Origin of the sequence: Aeromicrobium sp. JJY06 (genome assembly GCF_044069275.1) — a bacterium.
GTDB classification, from domain to species: Bacteria; Actinomycetota; Actinomycetes; order Propionibacteriales; family Nocardioidaceae; genus Aeromicrobium; species Aeromicrobium tamlense.
Genome location: NZ_JBIMRD010000001.1, coordinates 321,611 through 337,976 on the forward strand (window position 1 = coordinate 321,611; position 16,366 = coordinate 337,976).

The 16,366-nt window shown below is 70.9% G+C and carries 17 protein-coding genes; 5 read left to right on the top strand and 12 right to left on the bottom strand.

Annotated features, from left to right (window positions below; genetic code table 11):
- Positions 1 to 39: 39 nt before the first annotated feature.
- The 3 genes from ACGWYL_RS01630 to ACGWYL_RS01640 are packed head-to-tail and all read right to left on the bottom strand — an operon-like array spanning position 40 to position 2,658.
- On the bottom strand, positions 40 to 711 hold the full coding sequence (locus ACGWYL_RS01630; protein WP_179423401.1) for a methionine ABC transporter permease: 672 nt from the start codon (positions 709 to 711) through the stop codon (positions 40 to 42).
- Positions 708 to 1,727 (bottom strand): methionine ABC transporter ATP-binding protein, encoded by a 1,020-nt coding sequence (locus ACGWYL_RS01635; protein WP_395486250.1) that lies wholly within the window; start codon positions 1,725 to 1,727, stop codon positions 708 to 710. The genes ACGWYL_RS01630 and ACGWYL_RS01635 overlap by 4 nt, the downstream gene beginning before the upstream one ends.
- Position 1,728: 1 nt before the next feature.
- Positions 1,729 to 2,658: a MetQ/NlpA family ABC transporter substrate-binding protein gene (locus ACGWYL_RS01640; protein ID WP_395486251.1), complete on the bottom strand. Its 930-nt coding sequence runs from the start codon at positions 2,656 to 2,658 to the stop codon at positions 1,729 to 1,731.
- Positions 2,659 to 2,809: 151 nt separating this feature from the next.
- Between ACGWYL_RS01640 and ACGWYL_RS01645 the strand changes: the two genes are divergently transcribed.
- The 3 genes from ACGWYL_RS01645 to ACGWYL_RS01655 are packed head-to-tail and all read left to right on the top strand — an operon-like array spanning position 2,810 to position 5,055.
- On the top strand, positions 2,810 to 3,271 hold the full coding sequence (locus tag ACGWYL_RS01645; protein WP_395486252.1) for a tRNA (cytidine(34)-2'-O)-methyltransferase: 462 nt from the start codon (positions 2,810 to 2,812) through the stop codon (positions 3,269 to 3,271).
- Positions 3,272 to 3,292: 21 nt separating this feature from the next.
- Positions 3,293 to 4,234, top strand: a complete 942-nt coding sequence (dapD, locus tag ACGWYL_RS01650; RefSeq protein WP_395486253.1) for a 2,3,4,5-tetrahydropyridine-2,6-dicarboxylate N-succinyltransferase — start codon at positions 3,293 to 3,295, stop codon at positions 4,232 to 4,234.
- Positions 4,234 to 5,055, top strand: coding sequence for a hypothetical protein (locus ACGWYL_RS01655; protein WP_395486254.1), 822 nt, complete (start codon positions 4,234 to 4,236; stop codon positions 5,053 to 5,055). Before dapD ends, ACGWYL_RS01655 begins: the two co-directional genes overlap by 1 nt.
- Before the next feature lie 112 nt (positions 5,056 to 5,167).
- On the opposite strand, the gene ACGWYL_RS01660 is transcribed toward ACGWYL_RS01655, so the two are convergent.
- The 5 genes from ACGWYL_RS01660 to ACGWYL_RS01680 all read right to left on the bottom strand — a co-directional run bounded on the left by ACGWYL_RS01660 (position 5,168) and on the right by ACGWYL_RS01680 (position 10,313).
- Complete coding sequence (locus ACGWYL_RS01660) at positions 5,168 to 5,971, bottom strand: ABC transporter permease subunit (RefSeq protein WP_395486255.1); 804 nt, start codon at positions 5,969 to 5,971, stop codon at positions 5,168 to 5,170.
- A 76-nt stretch (positions 5,972 to 6,047) separates the two neighbouring features.
- Positions 6,048 to 6,974, bottom strand: coding sequence for an ATP-binding cassette domain-containing protein (locus tag ACGWYL_RS01665; RefSeq protein WP_269303207.1), 927 nt, complete (start codon positions 6,972 to 6,974; stop codon positions 6,048 to 6,050).
- Between the two features lie 148 nt (positions 6,975 to 7,122).
- Positions 7,123 to 8,352, bottom strand: coding sequence for a sugar ABC transporter permease (locus ACGWYL_RS01670; RefSeq protein WP_269303209.1), 1,230 nt, complete (start codon positions 8,350 to 8,352; stop codon positions 7,123 to 7,125).
- A complete protein-coding gene (locus ACGWYL_RS01675; protein WP_395486256.1) occupies positions 8,349 to 9,176 on the bottom strand; it encodes an ATP-binding cassette domain-containing protein in 828 nt (275 codons plus the stop codon). The genes ACGWYL_RS01670 and ACGWYL_RS01675 overlap by 4 nt, the downstream gene beginning before the upstream one ends.
- Positions 9,177 to 9,254: 78 nt before the next feature.
- Positions 9,255 to 10,313, bottom strand: a complete 1,059-nt coding sequence (locus ACGWYL_RS01680; protein ID WP_269303211.1) for a substrate-binding domain-containing protein — start codon at positions 10,311 to 10,313, stop codon at positions 9,255 to 9,257.
- A gap of 166 nt (positions 10,314 to 10,479) precedes the next feature.
- Between ACGWYL_RS01680 and ACGWYL_RS01685 the strand changes: the two genes are divergently transcribed.
- Positions 10,480 to 11,628, top strand: coding sequence for an ROK family transcriptional regulator (locus tag ACGWYL_RS01685; protein ID WP_269303213.1), 1,149 nt, complete (start codon positions 10,480 to 10,482; stop codon positions 11,626 to 11,628).
- Positions 11,629 to 11,639: 11 nt separating this feature from the next.
- On the opposite strand, the gene dapC is transcribed toward ACGWYL_RS01685, so the two are convergent.
- Both dapC and fdxA read right to left on the bottom strand, forming a co-directional pair.
- A complete protein-coding gene (gene dapC / locus ACGWYL_RS01690; RefSeq protein ID WP_179423379.1) occupies positions 11,640 to 12,743 on the bottom strand; it encodes a succinyldiaminopimelate transaminase in 1,104 nt (367 codons plus the stop codon).
- 6 nt (positions 12,744 to 12,749) lie between these two features.
- Entirely contained in the window at positions 12,750 to 13,073 is a 324-nt protein-coding gene (gene fdxA / locus ACGWYL_RS01695) for a ferredoxin (protein ID WP_179423377.1), read from the bottom strand.
- Between the two features lie 87 nt (positions 13,074 to 13,160).
- Between fdxA and ACGWYL_RS01700 the strand changes: the two genes are divergently transcribed.
- On the top strand, positions 13,161 to 14,066 hold the full coding sequence (locus ACGWYL_RS01700) for a GNAT family N-acetyltransferase (protein WP_179423375.1): 906 nt from the start codon (positions 13,161 to 13,163) through the stop codon (positions 14,064 to 14,066).
- A 46-nt stretch (positions 14,067 to 14,112) separates the two neighbouring features.
- On the opposite strand, the gene ACGWYL_RS01705 is transcribed toward ACGWYL_RS01700, so the two are convergent.
- Both ACGWYL_RS01705 and ACGWYL_RS01710 read right to left on the bottom strand, forming a co-directional pair.
- Positions 14,113 to 15,813, bottom strand: coding sequence for a VanW family protein (locus ACGWYL_RS01705; RefSeq protein WP_395486257.1), 1,701 nt, complete (start codon positions 15,811 to 15,813; stop codon positions 14,113 to 14,115).
- On the bottom strand, positions 15,810 to 16,343 hold the full coding sequence (locus ACGWYL_RS01710; RefSeq protein ID WP_179423371.1) for a flavin reductase family protein: 534 nt from the start codon (positions 16,341 to 16,343) through the stop codon (positions 15,810 to 15,812). Before ACGWYL_RS01710 ends, ACGWYL_RS01705 begins: the two co-directional genes overlap by 4 nt.
- Positions 16,344 to 16,366: the final 23 nt, after the last annotated feature.

Consider the following 16,366-nt stretch of genomic DNA (forward strand, 5'->3'; position numbering starts at 1 on the left):
GTGGACAGCGCTACACATCTGGCGCGCCGGAGGCGTGGATCAGCGGCGCAGGACCTTGCGGGCCAGGGTGTTGCCGAAGAACTGGCCCACCTGGACGAAGGCCACGATGATCAGCACGACCGTCCACGTGACGACGGTGTCGAACTGGCGGTAGCCGTACTGCTGGGCGAAGGCGCCCAGGCCGCCGGCGCCGATGACGCCCGCGATCGCGCTCATGTCGACGATCGCGACGAACGCGAACGTGTAGCCCAGGATCAGCGGACCGAGGGCCTCGGGGACCACGACGGTCGCGAGGATTCGCAACCGGCTGGCGCCCATCGAGCGAGCCGCCTCGATCACGCCGGGCTCGACGGTCACGAGGTTCTGCTCGACGATGCGCGCGATGCCGAACATCGCCGCGAGGGTCATCGCGAAGATGATCGCCCGGTTGCCGATGCCGATGCCCACGACGAGCCGCGCGAACGGCTGCACCGCCGCGATGAAGATCACGAACGGGATCGGGCGGAAGAAGTTCACCACCACGTTGAGCACCGTGAAGGCGACGCGGTTCGCGAACAGGCCGCCGGCGCGCGTGGCGTAGAGCGCCAGGCCCACGACGAGGCCCAGGAAGCCACCGATCGCGACGGTGATCGCGACCATGTAGAACGTCTCCCACGTGGCCGTGCCGATCAGCGGCCACAGCTCGGGGAGGTTGGTGTCCCGGGCGATCATGCGAGCACCTCCACGCCCTCGAGGCGACCCACCTGGGCCACCGCCTCGTCGACGCCGTCACCGTGCACCGACAGCGTGACGTGCCCGAAGACCGAGCCGCCGACGCGGTTCACGCCGCCCTGCACGATCTCCACCTTCAGTCCCCGTGCGACGAGCGCCGCGAAGACGTCGGACTGGCTCGTGCGGCCCTCGACGTCGACGACGACGAGACGCCCGCCGAAGCGCTCGCGCAGCGCCGCGAGCTCGGGCCCCTGCGGGACCTCCTCGACCAGCGTGCCGACGAAGCGCCGCGTCACGTTCTCGCGCGGGCGGGCGAAGATCTCGGCCACGCGTCCGCTCTCGACGATCCGGCCGTGCTCCATGACGCTCACCTTGTGGGCGAGCGTGCGGACCACGTCCATCTCGTGCGTGATGACGATGATCGTGATGCCCAGCTCCTCGTTGACCTTGCGGAGCAGCCCGAGCACCTCACGCGTGGTGTCGGGATCCAGGGCGCTGGTGGACTCGTCCGCCAGCAGGATCGACGGGTTCGTCGCGAGCGCCCGGGCGATGCCCACGCGCTGCTTCTGCCCGCCCGAGAGCTGCTCGGGATACGCGTGCGCCTTGTCGGCGAGACCGACGAAGTGCAGCAGCTCGGAGATCCGGCGCTGGCGCTCGGCCTGGTCGACGCCCGCCAGGCGCAGCGGGAACTCCAGGTTCCCCCACACGGTGCGCGACCGCATGAGGTTGAACTGCTGGAAGATCATCCCGATGCCCTGGCGGACGCGCCGCAGGTCACGCTCGCGCAGCTGGTCGAGCCGCGTCCCGTCCACCGTGACGCTGCCTGAGGTCGGCTGCTCCAACGCGTTGACGAGTCGCACCAGGGTGGACTTGCCCGCACCGGAGTAGCCGACGATCGCGTGGATCTCACCGGCCTCCACGTCGAGGTCGACCCCGCGGATCGCCTCGACGGGGGCGGCTCCCCGCTTCGTGGGCGCGAACGTCTTGTGGACGTCGCGCAGCTCGACCAGTGCCATGTCAGCCCTGCGCGGCGGTGTCCGCCTCGACGTCGGCGAGCGACGCCTGCAGGTCGGCCGCCGGCGTCTTCAGCAGCTGCGCCGTGTTGCCCGAGACCTCCTGCACGCCGTCGAGGACGGGCTTGCTGTTCTGGTAGATCTCGATCAGCTTCTGGTACGTCTTGTTGTCCTTGTCCTCGGCGCGGACGGCGAAGATGTTGACGTAAGGCAGCGCGTTCGGGTCGGAGGGGTCGTCCTGCGCGATCGCGTCGGAGAACTTCAGGCCGGCCTTCTCGACGAAGTCGTTGTTGACGATCGCGGCGTCGACGTCGGGCAGCGAGGTGGGCGTCAGGTCGGCCTTGATCGCCTTGACCTTGACCTTCGACGCGTCCTTGTCGATGTCGGCGAGGGTCGAGAAGATCGAGCCGCCGTCCTTGAGCTTGATCAGGCCGGCCGACTGCAGGATCAGCAGGCCACGGGCCTGGTTGCTGTCGTCGTCGGGCACGACCACGGTGTCGCCCTGCTTGAGCTCCTCGACCGAGTCGACCTTCTGCGAGTACAGGCCCAGCGGGTAGATCGCGGTGGCGCCGACGGGCACGAGGTCCTGCTTGTTCGAGACGTTGTAGTCCGCCAGGTAGACGATGTGCTGGAACTGGTTGATGTCGATCTCGCCCTCGGTGAGCGCCGGGTTGGGCTGCGCGTAGTCGGCGAAGTCGACGACCTCGAGATCGATGCCCTCCTTCTCGGCCTCGTCCTGGAGCGTCTTCCAGTAGGGGTCGCTGGCGCCCACGGTGCCGAGCTTGACCTTCGTCAGGTCGCCGCCGGCGCTGTCGCCACCCCGGGTGAGGGCGAAGGCGATGAGGGCCGCCACGACGGCGATCACGACGACAGCCAGCGCGATCGCGGGGCCGCGGCGCTTGGGTGCCTCGATGAGGGGGGAGTTGTCGGACACGGTGGTTCCTTTCCGGTGCGGGGCGCCCCGGTCCTTGTGGGAGGGGCGACGACGACCGTAGGCAGGTCCCACGAACCCCTCCGACCACGTCTCACACTCCAAGAACTGGCGTCGGCGAAGCCGAAAAGGTGTTAGCGCCTACTGTGGGGGCGTGTTCCGGATCCTGTTCTTCGAGCCGCGCATCGCCGGGAACACCGGCAACGCCATCCGCCTGGCCGCCGCCACGGGATCGCACCTGCACCTGGTGGATCCGCTGTTCGACTTCGAGGACGCGAAGCTGCGCCGGGCAGGCCTGGACTACCACGATCTCGCCGTCGTCACGGTGCACCGCACGCTCGACGAGGCCTACGACGCCCTGCTGCCGGCGCGTGTCTTCGCGTACACGACCGCGGCCACCACGCGGTACAGCGACGTCGCCTACGAGCCGGGCGACGTGCTGCTCTTCGGCCCCGAGCCCACCGGTCTGCCCGAGGAGGTCATGGCCGACGCGCGCATCACCGACCGCCTCCGACTGCCGATGCAGCCGTCGCGCCGGTCGATGAACCTCGCGAACTGCGCGTCCATCGCGGTCTACGAGGCCTGGCGCCAGCACGGGTTCGCCGGCGGGGTGTGACCCCTCGATAGCCTTGGGGGCATGAGCGACTCCCCTCGATCCGCCCACGCCTGGGGCCTGGCCACCGTCACGCCCGAAGGCACCGTCCTGGACGTCTGGTACCCCGCCCCGGCCCTCGGTCCGGCGCCGGAGAGCACCGTCGAGCCCGCCGAGCTCGTGGCCGCGTCGCGCCACGACGCCGTGCGAGGGGTCGAGACCCGCGTGGTCCACACCGAGATCGCCGACCTGGACGCCGCGCCCACCGACGCGTACGACGTCTACCTGCGCCTGCACCTGCTCTCGCACCGCCTCGTCCAGCCCCACGGACAGAGCCTCGACGGCGTCTTCGGCCTGCTCAGCAACGTCGTGTGGACATCGATCGGCCCGTGCCCCGTCGAGGGCTTCGAGGACGTGCGCGCCCGCGCCCGCGCCGCCGGCCTCGCCGTCGCGGTCACCAGCATCGACAAGTTCCCGCGCATGACCGACTACGTCGTCCCCTCAGGCGTGCGCATCGGCGACGCCGACCGCGTGCGCCTCGGCGCCCACCTCGCCGAGGGCACCACGGTCATGCACGAGGGCTTCGTGAACTTCAACGCCGGCACGCTCGGCCACGCGATGGTCGAGGGCCGCATCTCGGCCGGCGTCGTCGTGGGCAACGGCTCCGACGTCGGCGGCGGCGCCTCGATCATGGGCACACTGTCCGGTGGCGGCAAAGAGGTCATCCGCGTGGGCGAGGGCTGCCTGATCGGCGCCAACGCCGGCATCGGCATCTCGCTCGGCGACGACTGCGTCGTGGCCGCGGGCACGTACGTCACCGCGGGCACCAAGGTCACGCTGCCCGACGGCGCGGTCGTCAAGGCCGCCGAGCTGTCGGGCTCCGACGGCATCCTCTTCCTCACGAACAGCCAGACCGGTGCCATCGAGGCGCGCCCCCGCGGCGGCCGCACCGGCGTCGAGCTGAACGCCGACCTGCACGCCAACTGATGCGCTGGATCGTCGCCACCGTCGTTGCGACGGTGGCGCTCGTGCTCGTCGTCTTCAAGATCTACGAGACCGAGGCGCAGGCGCGCGACTACTGCGTGGCCACGGTGGGCGACCGCACGGCGGAGGTCGACCTCGAGCAGGCGAAGTGGTCGGCGCTCATCGCGGCGAAGGCCCAGGAGCGTGGACTGCCGCCGCGCGCCACGACGATCGCGATCGCGACCGCCTACCAGGAGTCGAAGATCCGCAACATCGACTACGGCGACCGTGACTCCGTCGGACTGTTCCAGCAGCGCCCGTCGCAGGGCTGGGGCTCGGTCGAGCAGATCCTCGACCCGTCGTACTCGATCGGGAAGTTCTACGACGGTCTGGTGAGGATCGACGGCTACGAGTCGATGGAGATCACCGACGCTGCGCAGGCCGTGCAGCGCTCGGGCTTTCCCGAGGCGTACGCCGACCACGAGGCCGACGCGCGCGTGCTGGCCTCGTCGCTGCGCGGCTACTCCCCCGCCGCGTTCTCGTGCGCCACCGACCCGAAGGCCGGCTCGGTCTCGTCCGATCTCGAGGAGTACCTCGACGAGGCGTTCGGCCGGGTCCGCGTGGACACCGACCCGTCCTCGGGCCAGAGCGCGATCGCGCTGACCGGGGACGACGTCGACGCCCGCGGCTGGGCGCTCGCGCAGTTCCTCGTGGCGAACTCCACCGAGTTCCGCATCGCCGAGGTCACCTTCGACGACATGCGCTGGGAGGCCGACCAGGACGAGCCCGGCTGGAGCCCCACCGAGGACGCCAGCCGCACCGAGGTCCGCTTCGTGCGGCGCTGAACCCGAGAACGCGAACGCCCCGCCCCCTCCCACTTCTGGAACGAGATGCACCCTCTCAGCGCGAGAAGGCGTTCATCCCGTTCCAGAAGTGGAGGGGCGGGGCGAGGGGCCGTCAGCCGATGTCGCGACGCAGCGTGACGAGACGGCCGATCAGCACGAAGACCAGCACGTAGGCCAGCAGCACGGCGGCGCCGGCACCGCGCGAGAGCAGGTCGGCGCTCGCGTCGGAGGCGAAGAAGCTCGAGCCCATCACGGCGTCCGCGGCCGCGCCGGGCATGAACTTGGCGACCTCGGACGTCGCGTCCCATGCGCCGAGCGCCACGCGGGCGATCGGCTCGACGAACTGCGTGAACGCCAGGATCACGATGATCGCCGCGACCTGGTTGGTCAGGACGCTGCCGATCGCGGTGCCCAGCAGGGCCCAGATCGTCATGACGAGGACCGACATGCCCAGCAGCTCGAGCACCGCGCTCGAGCCGAGGTAGGCGCCGTCGCCGCGCCACGCCAGGATCGGCGCGGCGCCCAGGACCGTCGAGGCCGTGCCGATCACGCCGTAGACGACGCCCACGGCGATGCCCGCCACGAGCTTGGCCGCCATGAGGATCGACCGGTTCGGCTGCGCCAGCAGCGACGCGGTGATCGTCTTGTGCCGGAACTCGCCCGTGAACAGCAGGCTGCCGATGATGAGCGGGAAGACGTAGCCGATCGGGCTGGTCAGCGAGTAGATCTGCTTCGCCAGCTCCTCCCCCTCGGCCAGCGGGCCGCCGCCGGTCATGTCGGTCCCCGTGTCGACGGTGAACGAGAACGCCATCACGGCGCCGATGAACACGAGGTATGCCACGAGCACAAGGGCCAGCAGCCACCACAGACGCGTGCTGAAGAGCTTGCGCAGCTCTGCCTTCACTGCAGCGCTCATGCCGCCACCTCCGTCGAAAGAGCACGGTACGTCGGCACCGACATGAGATTCTCCTGGTTCACTCGCTGGCGCTCGCTCATGCCGCAACACCGCCTCGCGACGCCGGGGCGTCGGGACTGGAGGTCAGGCGCAGGAAGACGTCCTCAAGGCCGACGCCCACGTCGGCCAGCTGGTGCACCTCGATACCTGAGGCGAAGGCGGCGGAGCCGACCTCGGCCGCCGGGACGTCGATGATGTCGACGCCGCCCGCGACGGGCTCGGTGCGCCAGCCCTTCTCGGACGCCAGCGCGACGATCTTGTCGGGCGTGGGGCCGGCGAGCCGCACCCGCGACTCGACCAGCGCGTGCAGGCCCTGCAGCGGCGAGGCGTGCACGAGGCGGCCTCCGGCGATGATCACGACGTCGTCCACCGTGTGCTGGACCTCGCTGAGCACGTGGCTCGAGACCAGCACCGTGCGTCCCTCGTCGGCGAACGCGCGCAGCAGGTGACGCAGCCACACGATCCCCTGCGGGTCGAGGCCGTTGGCGGGCTCGTCGAGCAGGATCACCTCGGGGTCGCCGAGCAGCGCGTAGGCCAGGCCGAGGCGCTGGCGCATGCCCATCGAGTAGCCGCCGACCCGGCGCTTGGCCGCGTCGGTCATGCCGACCAGCTCGAGCAGCTCGTGGCAGCGGGCGTCGGTGGCGCCGACCTGGGGCGCGAAGACGCGGAGGTGGTCGAGGCCGGTGCGGCCGGGGTGGAAGCTCGAGGCCTCCAGCGCGGCGCCGACCGTGGAGCCGGGGCGCACGAGGTCCTCGTAGCGCTTCCCGCCGATGAGCGCGTGGCCCCCGGTGGGACGCACGAGGCCCAGCAGCATCCGCAGCGTGGTGGTCTTGCCGGCACCGTTCGGGCCGAGGAATCCGGTCACCGCGCCGGGGCGGACGGTGAAGCTCAGGTCATCGACGGCCTTGACGGAACCGAACTGCTTGGACAGGTGATCGACGACGATGTCGGTCTCGGTTCGCATGACTCGACCCTAACGTCCGTCCGACCTTGGTCCGCGACTGGCGCAAGCCGGGGTGCCGACTGGCGCGGAAACGCCCGCCACTCGGCGAGTGGCGGGCGTCTCTGCGCCACTCGCCGGGGGGACGGGGCGAGGGCGACCAGGGGACGGCTCAGCCGCTGCCGCTGCTCTTGCGCGCCTGGCGGGACAGCGAGTCGATCGTGACCGCCAGCAGCAGGACCGCGCCGGTGACCATGTACCGCACGTAGGCGTCGACGCCGACCAGGTTGAGGCCGCTGGTGATGGACTGCAGCACGAGCATGCCGAACAGCGCCGAGTACACCGAGCCACGCCCGCCGAAGAGGCTGGTGCCGCCGATGACCGCCGCGGCGATCGCCATGAGGTTCGTGTCCGTGCCGCCCGAGGTCTGGCTCACCGCCTGGAGACGGCCGGCCGCCAGCACGCCGCCGAGCGCCGCGAACATCGAGCACAGCGCGAACACCGAGATGTAGACCCGGTCCACGCCGATGCCGGCGCGCCGCGAGGCCTCCTCGTTGCCGCCGACGGAGAACACGTGCCGGCCCCACGTCGTGCGGCGCAGCAGGAAGTCCATCCCGATGATGACGCCGACCCACAGCAGCGGCATCGCACCGATGCCGCGGTCGATGTTGAGGTACCAGGCCACGCCGGCGATGGCGGCCGTGATGAGCACCGCGCGCACGAGCACCGACTGCACGCTCGGCGTCGACAGGTTCGCCGCGGAACGGCGACGCAGGGTGCGCAGCCGCGCCAGCAGGTAGGCCACGCCCACCGCCGCCGCGAGCACGTACGACAGCCACGGGGGCAGGAACGTGAAGTTCGCGAAGTCGATCAGCGCCGACTCGCCCGGCAGGTTGACCGTGCCGTTCGACCCGAGCACCTGCAGTTGCGCGCCGAGGAAGGCCAGCAGGCCGGCCAGGGTGATGACGAAGCTCGGCACGCCGAAGCGCGTGTAGAGGACGCCGTAGAACACGCCGATCAGCAGGCCGGCGCACAGCGCGGCCAGGATCGAGCCCAGCAGCGGCCAGCCCTGGTAGACGAGCAGGACCGCCAGGATCGAGCCCGACAGGCCCGAGACCGAGCCCACCGACAGGTCGATCTCGCCCAGCAGCAGCACCAGCACGATGCCGACGGAGATCATGCCGATCGTGGCGGAGTCCAGGCTCAGCTCGACGAGGTTGCGCGACGAGAGGAACCGCGGGTTCATCGCGTAGAACACGATCCAGATGACGACCAGGCCCACGACCACGGGGATCATCCCGAGGTCACCCGAGCGCAGCCGCCGCTTCAGGTTGCCCAGCAGGGCCTTGGGCGAGGAGTCCTGGACGAGGCGCTCGTCCGAGCGGTCCGCGAAGGTGCTCATGCTTTCCCCTCCTCGTCCTCGACCAACAGGTCGGCCTGCGGGTTGGGGGCCACGTCGGCGCCCTCGGCGCGGGCGCGGCGAGCCGCCACCACGTTGTCCGAGGCGCCGGTGATCGCGGCCACCAGCTGGTCGGTGGTGACGTCGTCGATGTGGAACTCCGCCGCGTTGCGGCCGAGCCGCAGCACGTAGATCCGGTCGGCGACGGCCTGCACGTCGGCCATGTTGTGCGAGATGACGACGACGCCCAGGCCCGACTCGCGCAGCCGCTCGATGAGGTTGAGCACCTCCGCGGTCTGCGCGACGCCGAGGGCCGCGGTGGGCTCGTCGAGCATCACGATCTTCGGCTCGCCCACGAGGCTGCGGGCGATGGCCACGGTCTGGCGCTGGCCGCCGGAGAGGGCGGCGATCGGGATGCGCACCGACGGGATCTTGGCGGAGAGCTGGCGCAGCAGTTCCCAGCTGCGCGACTCCATCGTCTCCTCGTCGAGGACGCCGCCGGCGGTGGCCTCCTGGCCGAGGAAGAGGTTCGCGACGACGTCGAGGTTGTCGGCGAGCGCGAGGTCCTGGAAGACGGTGGCGATGCCGAGCGCCTGGGCGGACTTCGGGCCGTGGATGTGGACCTCGCGGCCCTCCACCTCGATCGTTCCGGAGTCGGAGCCGTAGACGCCCGAGATGATCTTGACGAGGGTCGACTTGCCGGCGCCGTTGTCACCGACGAGGGCGACCACCTCGCCGGGTCGGACGTCGAAGTCGACGTCGGTGAGCGCCTGGACGGCACCGAATCGCTTGCCGATGCCGCGCATGGACAGCACGGGTGTGGTCATGAGTGTTCCTGGGGTCGAGCGACGGGAGAAAAGGGAAGCACGGTGGGGCCGGCGGCGGCCGGCCCCACCGTGTGCCACTCAGGACAGGCCGGCCTTCTGGCAGGCGTCGGCGTACTCGGCGGTGCAGATCTGGTCGACAGTGTAGAACTCGTCCTTCACGACCGTGTCACCCACGTTGTCCTGCTTCACCGAGATCGGGTCCAGGATGAACGAGGGCACGCCCTGGAAGTCCTCGGTGCCGCTGATGTCCTCGCCATTGGCGAGGTCGACGGCCAGCTCGGCCGCCTGCTCGGCCTCGGCCTTGATCGGCTTGTAGACGGTCATGAACTGCTGACCGGCCACGATGCGCTGGATCGCGGCGAGCTCGGCGTCCTGGCCGGTGATCGGCGGGACGTCCGCGGCGCCGGCGGCCTTGAACGCGGCGAAGACGCCGCCGGCCTGGCCGTCGTTGGCGGCGTAGACGCCGGCGAGGTCACCGGGATCGACCTTGTTGAACTGCGAGCTGGTGAACTTCTGCGCGTTGTCGGGGCTCCAGTCCGGGTTGTCGTACTCGGCCACGATGTTCAGGCCGCTCGCATCGAGGACCGAGTGCGCGCCCTTCTTGAACTGCGCGGCGTTCGGGTCCGTCGGCGAGCCGTTGAGCATGAGGATGTCGCCCTTGTCGCCCGTGGCCTCGACGAGGGCCTCGCCCTGCATCTGGCCGACGCGCTCGTTGTCGAACGAGATGTAGTAGTCCGCGCCCTCGATGAAGCGGTCGTACGCCACGACCGGCACGTCGGAGCTCTGCGCCGACTTCACGATGGTGGTGGCGGCCTTGCCGTCGACCGGGTCGAGCACGAGGACGGAGGCGCCGTTCGTGATGGCCGACTGGGCCTGCTGCTGCTGCTTCGAGGCATCCTGGTCGGCGTTGAGGTAGTCGACCTTGCAGCTGTCGCACAGCTCCTTGACCTTGGCCTCGAAGAGCGGCTTGTCGAAGCTCTCGTAGCGGGTGGTCTTGGTCTCCGGGAGCAGCAGGGCGATGGTCTTGCCCTCGTCCGAGCCACTGTCGCCGTCGTCGTTGGAGCCGCACGCGGCCAGGCCGCCGAGGCCGATCGTCAGGGTCGCCGTGAGCATGGCGACGCGGGAGATGGTGTTCACAGTTCCTCCAAGAAATGTCGTCCCCACGTCGGCGTGGAGCATGACCAGTGAACTACGTCACAAGAAAAGCGTCAAGTAATGAACGCAAATCTTGTTACGCAACAGTAGAGCCCGTGTTTGCCTTCAACACTTGACGACAACTGCGACGTGAGTCACAGTGGACGCCATGTCCTCCAGCCCGGGTTCGACCGCTGCCCTGCGCGTCTCCAACCAGAGTCGCGTGGTCCGGGTCGTCCGCGAGGCCGGCGGGCTCAGCCAGGCACAGATCGCGCGCCGCACGCAGCTGGCCCCCGCGACCGTCTCGGGCATCATCCGCGAGCTGGTCACGGCGGGCTTCCTGCACTCCGAGGCCGGGGCGGGACGCCGCGGCGCCACCGTCACCGTCTCCCCCGAGGCCGGCGTCGTGGCCGGTGTCGACTTCGGTCACTCGCACCTGCAGGTCGCGCTGGCCGACCTCGCCGGCGACATCCGCGACTCGCGCGTCGTCCCGCTCGCGCCCGACGCCCCCAGCGACGAGGCGCTCGACCTCGCGCGCTCGATGGTGGACGAGCTGCTGGAGGCCGGGGACCTCGACCACGACGGCCTGCGCGCCATCGGCATGGCGATCCCCGCCCCGATCGGACGCGACGGCATCATCGACTCCGGCTCGATCCTGCCCGGCTGGGTGGGCGTCGACGCCCGCTCCGCGGCCGAGAAGGTCTTCGAGCGCACCACGGTGGTGGACAACGACGCCAACCTCAGCGCGCTGGCCGAGTGGATGCGCGGCGCGGGCCGCGGCCACCAGGACCTCGTCTACATCAAGATCGCCTCGGGCGTCGGCTGCGGACTCGTGCTCGACGGCCGCGTCCACCACGGCGGCCTGGGCACCGCCGGCGAGCTCGGCCACCTCACGATGGACGAGTCGGGTCCCCTGTGCCGCTGCGGCAGCCGCGGCTGTCTCGAGGCCTACGTCGGTGGCGCCGCCCTCATCGCCCAGTACGCGCCCACGGGCGGCGAGCTGGACGTGCAAGGCTTCGTCGAGCGCGCGCTGCGCGGCGACCAGGGCGCCCGACGTCTCATCGAGGACGCCGGACGCCACCTGGGCGAGGCCGTCGCGGCCGTCGCGAACCTGCTCGGCCCCGAGGTCGTCGTGATCGGCGGCGACCTCGCCGCGGCGGGCGACCTGCTGCTCGACGAGGTGCGCGCGTCGATGCGCCGTCACGCGCTGACGCCCGTGGCCCGGGAGGTGCGGGTCACCGGGTCCGAGCTGGACGACCGCCCGTCGTGCGTGGGCAGCGTGCTGATGGCCCTCGAGGCCGTCGAGCTGCCCGGCTGATCAGGCAGCGCTCAGGACGAGAGGCGCTTGGCAGCGGCGGCGATGCGCTCGTCGGTGGCCGTGACCGCGAACCGGACGTGGTGCGAGCCGGTGGCGCCGTAGAAGTCGCCCGGAGCAACGAGGATGCCGCGGTCGGCCAGCCACTCGACGGTGTCGCGGCACGGCTCCCCGCGCGTGGCCCACAGGTACAGCGAGCCCTGCGAGTGGTCGATGCGGAAGCCCGCCTGCTCCAGCGCCGTGCGCAGTGTGGCCCGCCGCGCGAGGTAGCGCTCGCGCTGCTCGTCGACGTGCGTGTCGTCGGCCAGGGCGGCCTCCATCGCGGCGGCGACGGGCGTGGGCACCATGAAGCCCAGGTGCTTGCGGACCGCGAGCAGCTCGGCGACGACCGAGCGGTCGCCCACGAGGAACGCGTCGCGGTAGCCCGCCATGTTGGAGCGCTTCGACAGCGAGTGCAGCGCGAGGATGCCGTCGAGCGAGCCGCCGTTGACCTCGGGGTCGAGCACCGAGACGGGCTCGCCCTCCCAGACGAACTCGAGGTAGCACTCGTCGCTGACGAGCAGCGCGCCCGACTCGCGGCAGAAGTCGACCCACGCCTTGAGGTGCTCGCGGCCGACGACGCGGCCGTGCGGGTTGGCCGGGAAGTTGATGAACACGAGCTTCGGACGCTGGGGGCCGAACGCCACGCGCGAGTCCGTGGCGATCGCCGTGGCCCCCGCGTAGGCCGCGCTCACGGCGTAGGTCGGGTAGGCCGTCTCGGGCAGGCCGACGACGTCGCCGGGGCCGAGGCCGAGCTGCACGCACAGGTTGGCGATGAGCTCCTTGCTGCCGATCGTGGCCAGCACGTTGTCGGTGCCGACGCCGGTGATGGAGAAGCGGCGCTCGAGCCAGTCGACGACGGCCTGCCGCAACGACTCGGGGCCGAGGACCGTGGGGTACCCGGGCGAGTCGGCCGCGGCGATCAGCGCCTGGCGCGCGACCTCGGGCGTGGGATCGACCGGCGTGCCGATCGACAGGTCGACGAGGCCGTCAGGATGCTCGGCGGCCCGTGCCTTGGCGGCGGCGATCGTGTCCCACGGGAAGTCGGGGAAGCGTCCCGACACCCGGGCCTCGGCCATCGCCCGTCACTCCTGGTTCTGGGGAGGCAGGGCCTTGACGAACGGGTGGTCGGCGTCGATCACGCCCATCTTCGCGGCACCACCGGGCGAGCCGAGGTCGTCGAAGAAGTGGACGTTCGCGTCGTAGTAGTCCTTCCACTCGTCCGGGGTGTCGTCCTCGTAGAAGATCGCCTCGACCGGGCAGACCGGCTCGCAGGCGCCGCAGTCCACGCACTCGTCCGGGTGGATGTAGAGCATGCGGTTGCCCTCGTAGATGCAGTCGACCGGACACTCGTCCACACAGGCACGGTCCTTGATGTCGACACACGGCTGGGCGATCACATACGTCACGGGCTTGCTCCTTCGGGGTCGGTCCCCAGTATCTCCCGGGGGACCCGGGCTTCGCTGGCCGGGTTCGCCTCATGAGATCGTGTCGCCGTGGATCTGGTCGGTCGTCGCGTCTCCGTGCGCCATCGCAGCGGCGACGGCGCGCGCGACGTCGTGGGCCGCGTGCTGAGCGCGGAGCCCGACGGGCTGCGCATCGAGCGGCGCGATGGCGAGCTCGCGTTCGTGCCCGCGGGCACCGTGCTGGCGATGCGCGTCGTGCCCGACCGGCCCGTCCGCACGCGCGCGGCCGGCGCGATCTCGTCCGAGGACCTGACCCGCGTCACGTCGCGCGGCTGGCCGGCCACCGAGTCGGTGCCGCTGGGCGCGTGGGAGCTGCGGGCGGCGAGCGGATTCACCGGCCGCGCGAACTCCGCGGCCGTGCACGGCGACCCGGGCACCGACGACCCGTTCGGCGCGGTCGTCGACTTCTACCGCGCCCGCGACCTGCGTCCGCTCGTCCAGATCGTCGAGGACTCGGCGTGGCACCAGCGGTTCGTCGAGGCCGGCTGGGTCGGCGTCACCGACCAGCCGCCGGGCGCGATCGTGCAGGTCGCCGACCTGCGCGATGTGCCTGCCGCCGATCCCGAGGCGATCGTCGCCGACCACGCGACCGACGGCTGGCTGCGGCACTACGGACGCGTGCGCGACGCCTCCACCGCGCGCGCGGTGCTCGAGGGCCCGGCGACCGTGGGCTTCGTGTCGATCGGCGACGCCGCGATCGGGCGCATCGTGGTGACTGGCGAGTGGGCGGGACTCGCGGCGGTCGAGGTCGATCCCGCGCACCGCCGTCAGGGGCTGGCCCGGCGGATCGTCGAGACCTCACTGGCCTGGGCCGCGGCGCACGGCGCCGACAAGGCCTACCTGCAGACGATGCGCGACAACCACCCGGCGATCGCTCTCTACGCGCCCTTCGGCTTCCGCACGCACCACGCGTACCGGTACCTCACCGCCCCCTGAGCCTCCGAGCGAACCGTGCAACTTGTGGAACGGGCGCGGCGAGCCTTCAGTCGTCCTTCTCGGGCTTCTTGCCGCAGATGACGCGGTCGGCGGCCTGGTAGTAGGCCGTGTCCTTCTCGGTCTTGACCCGCTTGCCGCCCTGGTAGAAGTCGCGGTGGATGTCGATGTCGAAGCCCGTGACCGGCGCCTGCGAGACGCAGCGGTCGGTGTCGTCGTACTGCGTGCCCGGGTTGCGGAAGTTGTAGCGGTCGCTCGAGCGCGACTTCACGTCGTAGACCTTCGTGCCGTACATCTCGACGTTCATGCGGCCCACCGTGCCGGGCGCGCTCTTGTCGACCCAGGCATGGATGACGACGCCCGTCTTGTAGGGGTTGCGGAAGCGCAGGTCGAGGCTGCCGTAGTAGATCGTCGCCTCGCGGCCCACCGGGTAGCGGTCGATGTAGAACGCGTGCGGGTGGTGCTCGACGTCGTCGAGGCCGCCGAAGAACGCCGCGTTGTACGCGGTGGTGGCCACCTGCGAGACGCCGCCGCCGAGCTCCTCGCGGAACACGCCGCCGTTGATGACGAAGCCCGACACGAAGCCGTTCGCCGCGGTCCGCTCCCCCACGATGTCGTTGAAGCTGAACGTCTCGCCGGGCTCGAGGACGACGCCGTCGATGCGGCGGGCGGCCTCGGCCTGGTTGGTGTTGCGGTAGTCGGCGTGGGGGTACTCGGTGGTGAAGGAGCTGATGCGCTCCTTGATGCCGAGCGCCTTCGCGTCCTCGGTGGTGAACTCGGGCTGCACCGCGCTGGCCTCGACGGTGATCGAGCGGGCGTCGCCCGTCTTCGTCAGCACCGGCACCAGCTGCGTGGCCATCGTCTTGGGGTCGAGGCCCACACCCGCCTTGCCGGGCACGACGAACGCCTTCCCGCCCTCGAAGCGGAACGAGGCGTCGACGGCGCTGCGACCGATGCCGGTGGTGGAGCTGGTGAGCGGCTTCGCGAGGTCCTTCGCGTCGATGACCGGGGTCATCGCGCCGTCCTTGACGACCACCGCGAGGGCCGGTGCGTACGCGGTGACGGGCAGGTCGATGGTCGCGTCGCCGACCTGGAGCTTGACCGGCGCCGCCACGGCGGGCCGGGCGATGTCGCGGATGGCCTGACGCAGGCCGGCGCGGTCGACGGCGGGCGCCACGGCCTCGACCGGGACCTCGACGGGCTCGTCCTGCGTGAGCCACGCGTCCTGGATCGCCTCGGCGAACTCGTCCTGCGGGACCTCGTTGCCGGCCTTCGGCGCGCGCGCCTTCGGCTTCGCGTCGGGGAAGGTGATCTGCGCCTCGACGACGGGCTGGTCCACGGTCTCGGCGACCGAGGCCACCGCCGCGGCCAGCTTCGTCTCGTCCACGTCGAGCACGGGGTCGTGGTCGGAGCCGCCCGCGACCAGGGCGACCATGTCGCGCGGGTCCCAGGAGCGGCCGCCCGCGGCGCGCACGCTGGCGGCCACGTCGACCGCGAGGCCGGCCTGGGTGGGCTCGATCTCGAAGTCGCGGTCGTCGAACGTGGCCCGGATCGGCTCCTTCGAGCGCTCCGCGAGTCCCTGCTCGAGGGTCTCCTCGGCCTCGTCGGGGCTCTGGCCGCCGACGTCGACGCCGGCGATCGACGTGTCGGCCGGCAGTCGCTGGCCGGTGAGGACGTACCCGGCGACGTAGGCGAGGGCGATCACGGACACGACGGCGCCCGCGACGATCAGCAGGCGACGGCGGCTCATGCGCCCCCTCGGTAGGCCGTCTTCTCGGACTCGGGCTGGCGAATGATCGTGCCGTAGTGCGAGCGGTAGTAGAGCAGCGGGTCGTCGGTCTCGTCCTGGTACTGCGCCCAGGTCACCCGGCCGACGAGGATCAGGTGGTCGCCGCCGTCGTGCTCGGCCTCGGTCTCGCACTCGAGCCAGGACAGCGCGTCGTCGAGCAGCGCGAGCCCGCCGGGGCTGCGGTGGTGCGGGATGTCGGCGAACTGGGTGTCGAGCGGGCGCCCGCGGTGGGCGAACCAGGCGGAGGCCTGGCGGCCGTGCTCGGACAGGATCGACACGCCCCAGCGGCGCGACTCACGCACGGCGTCGTGGAAGCGGCTGCCCTTGTTGGAGCACACCAGCACGAGCGGCGGGATGAGCGAGACGGAGGTGAACGCACTCGCGGTCATCGCGTGGTCGACACCCTCGTGCTGGGTGGACACGACGGTCACGCCACTGGCGAATCGCGACAGCGCACCCCGGAATGCGGCTTGATCGACGGACTTCTCCACCCGTCAAGCCTACGGGCTCCGGC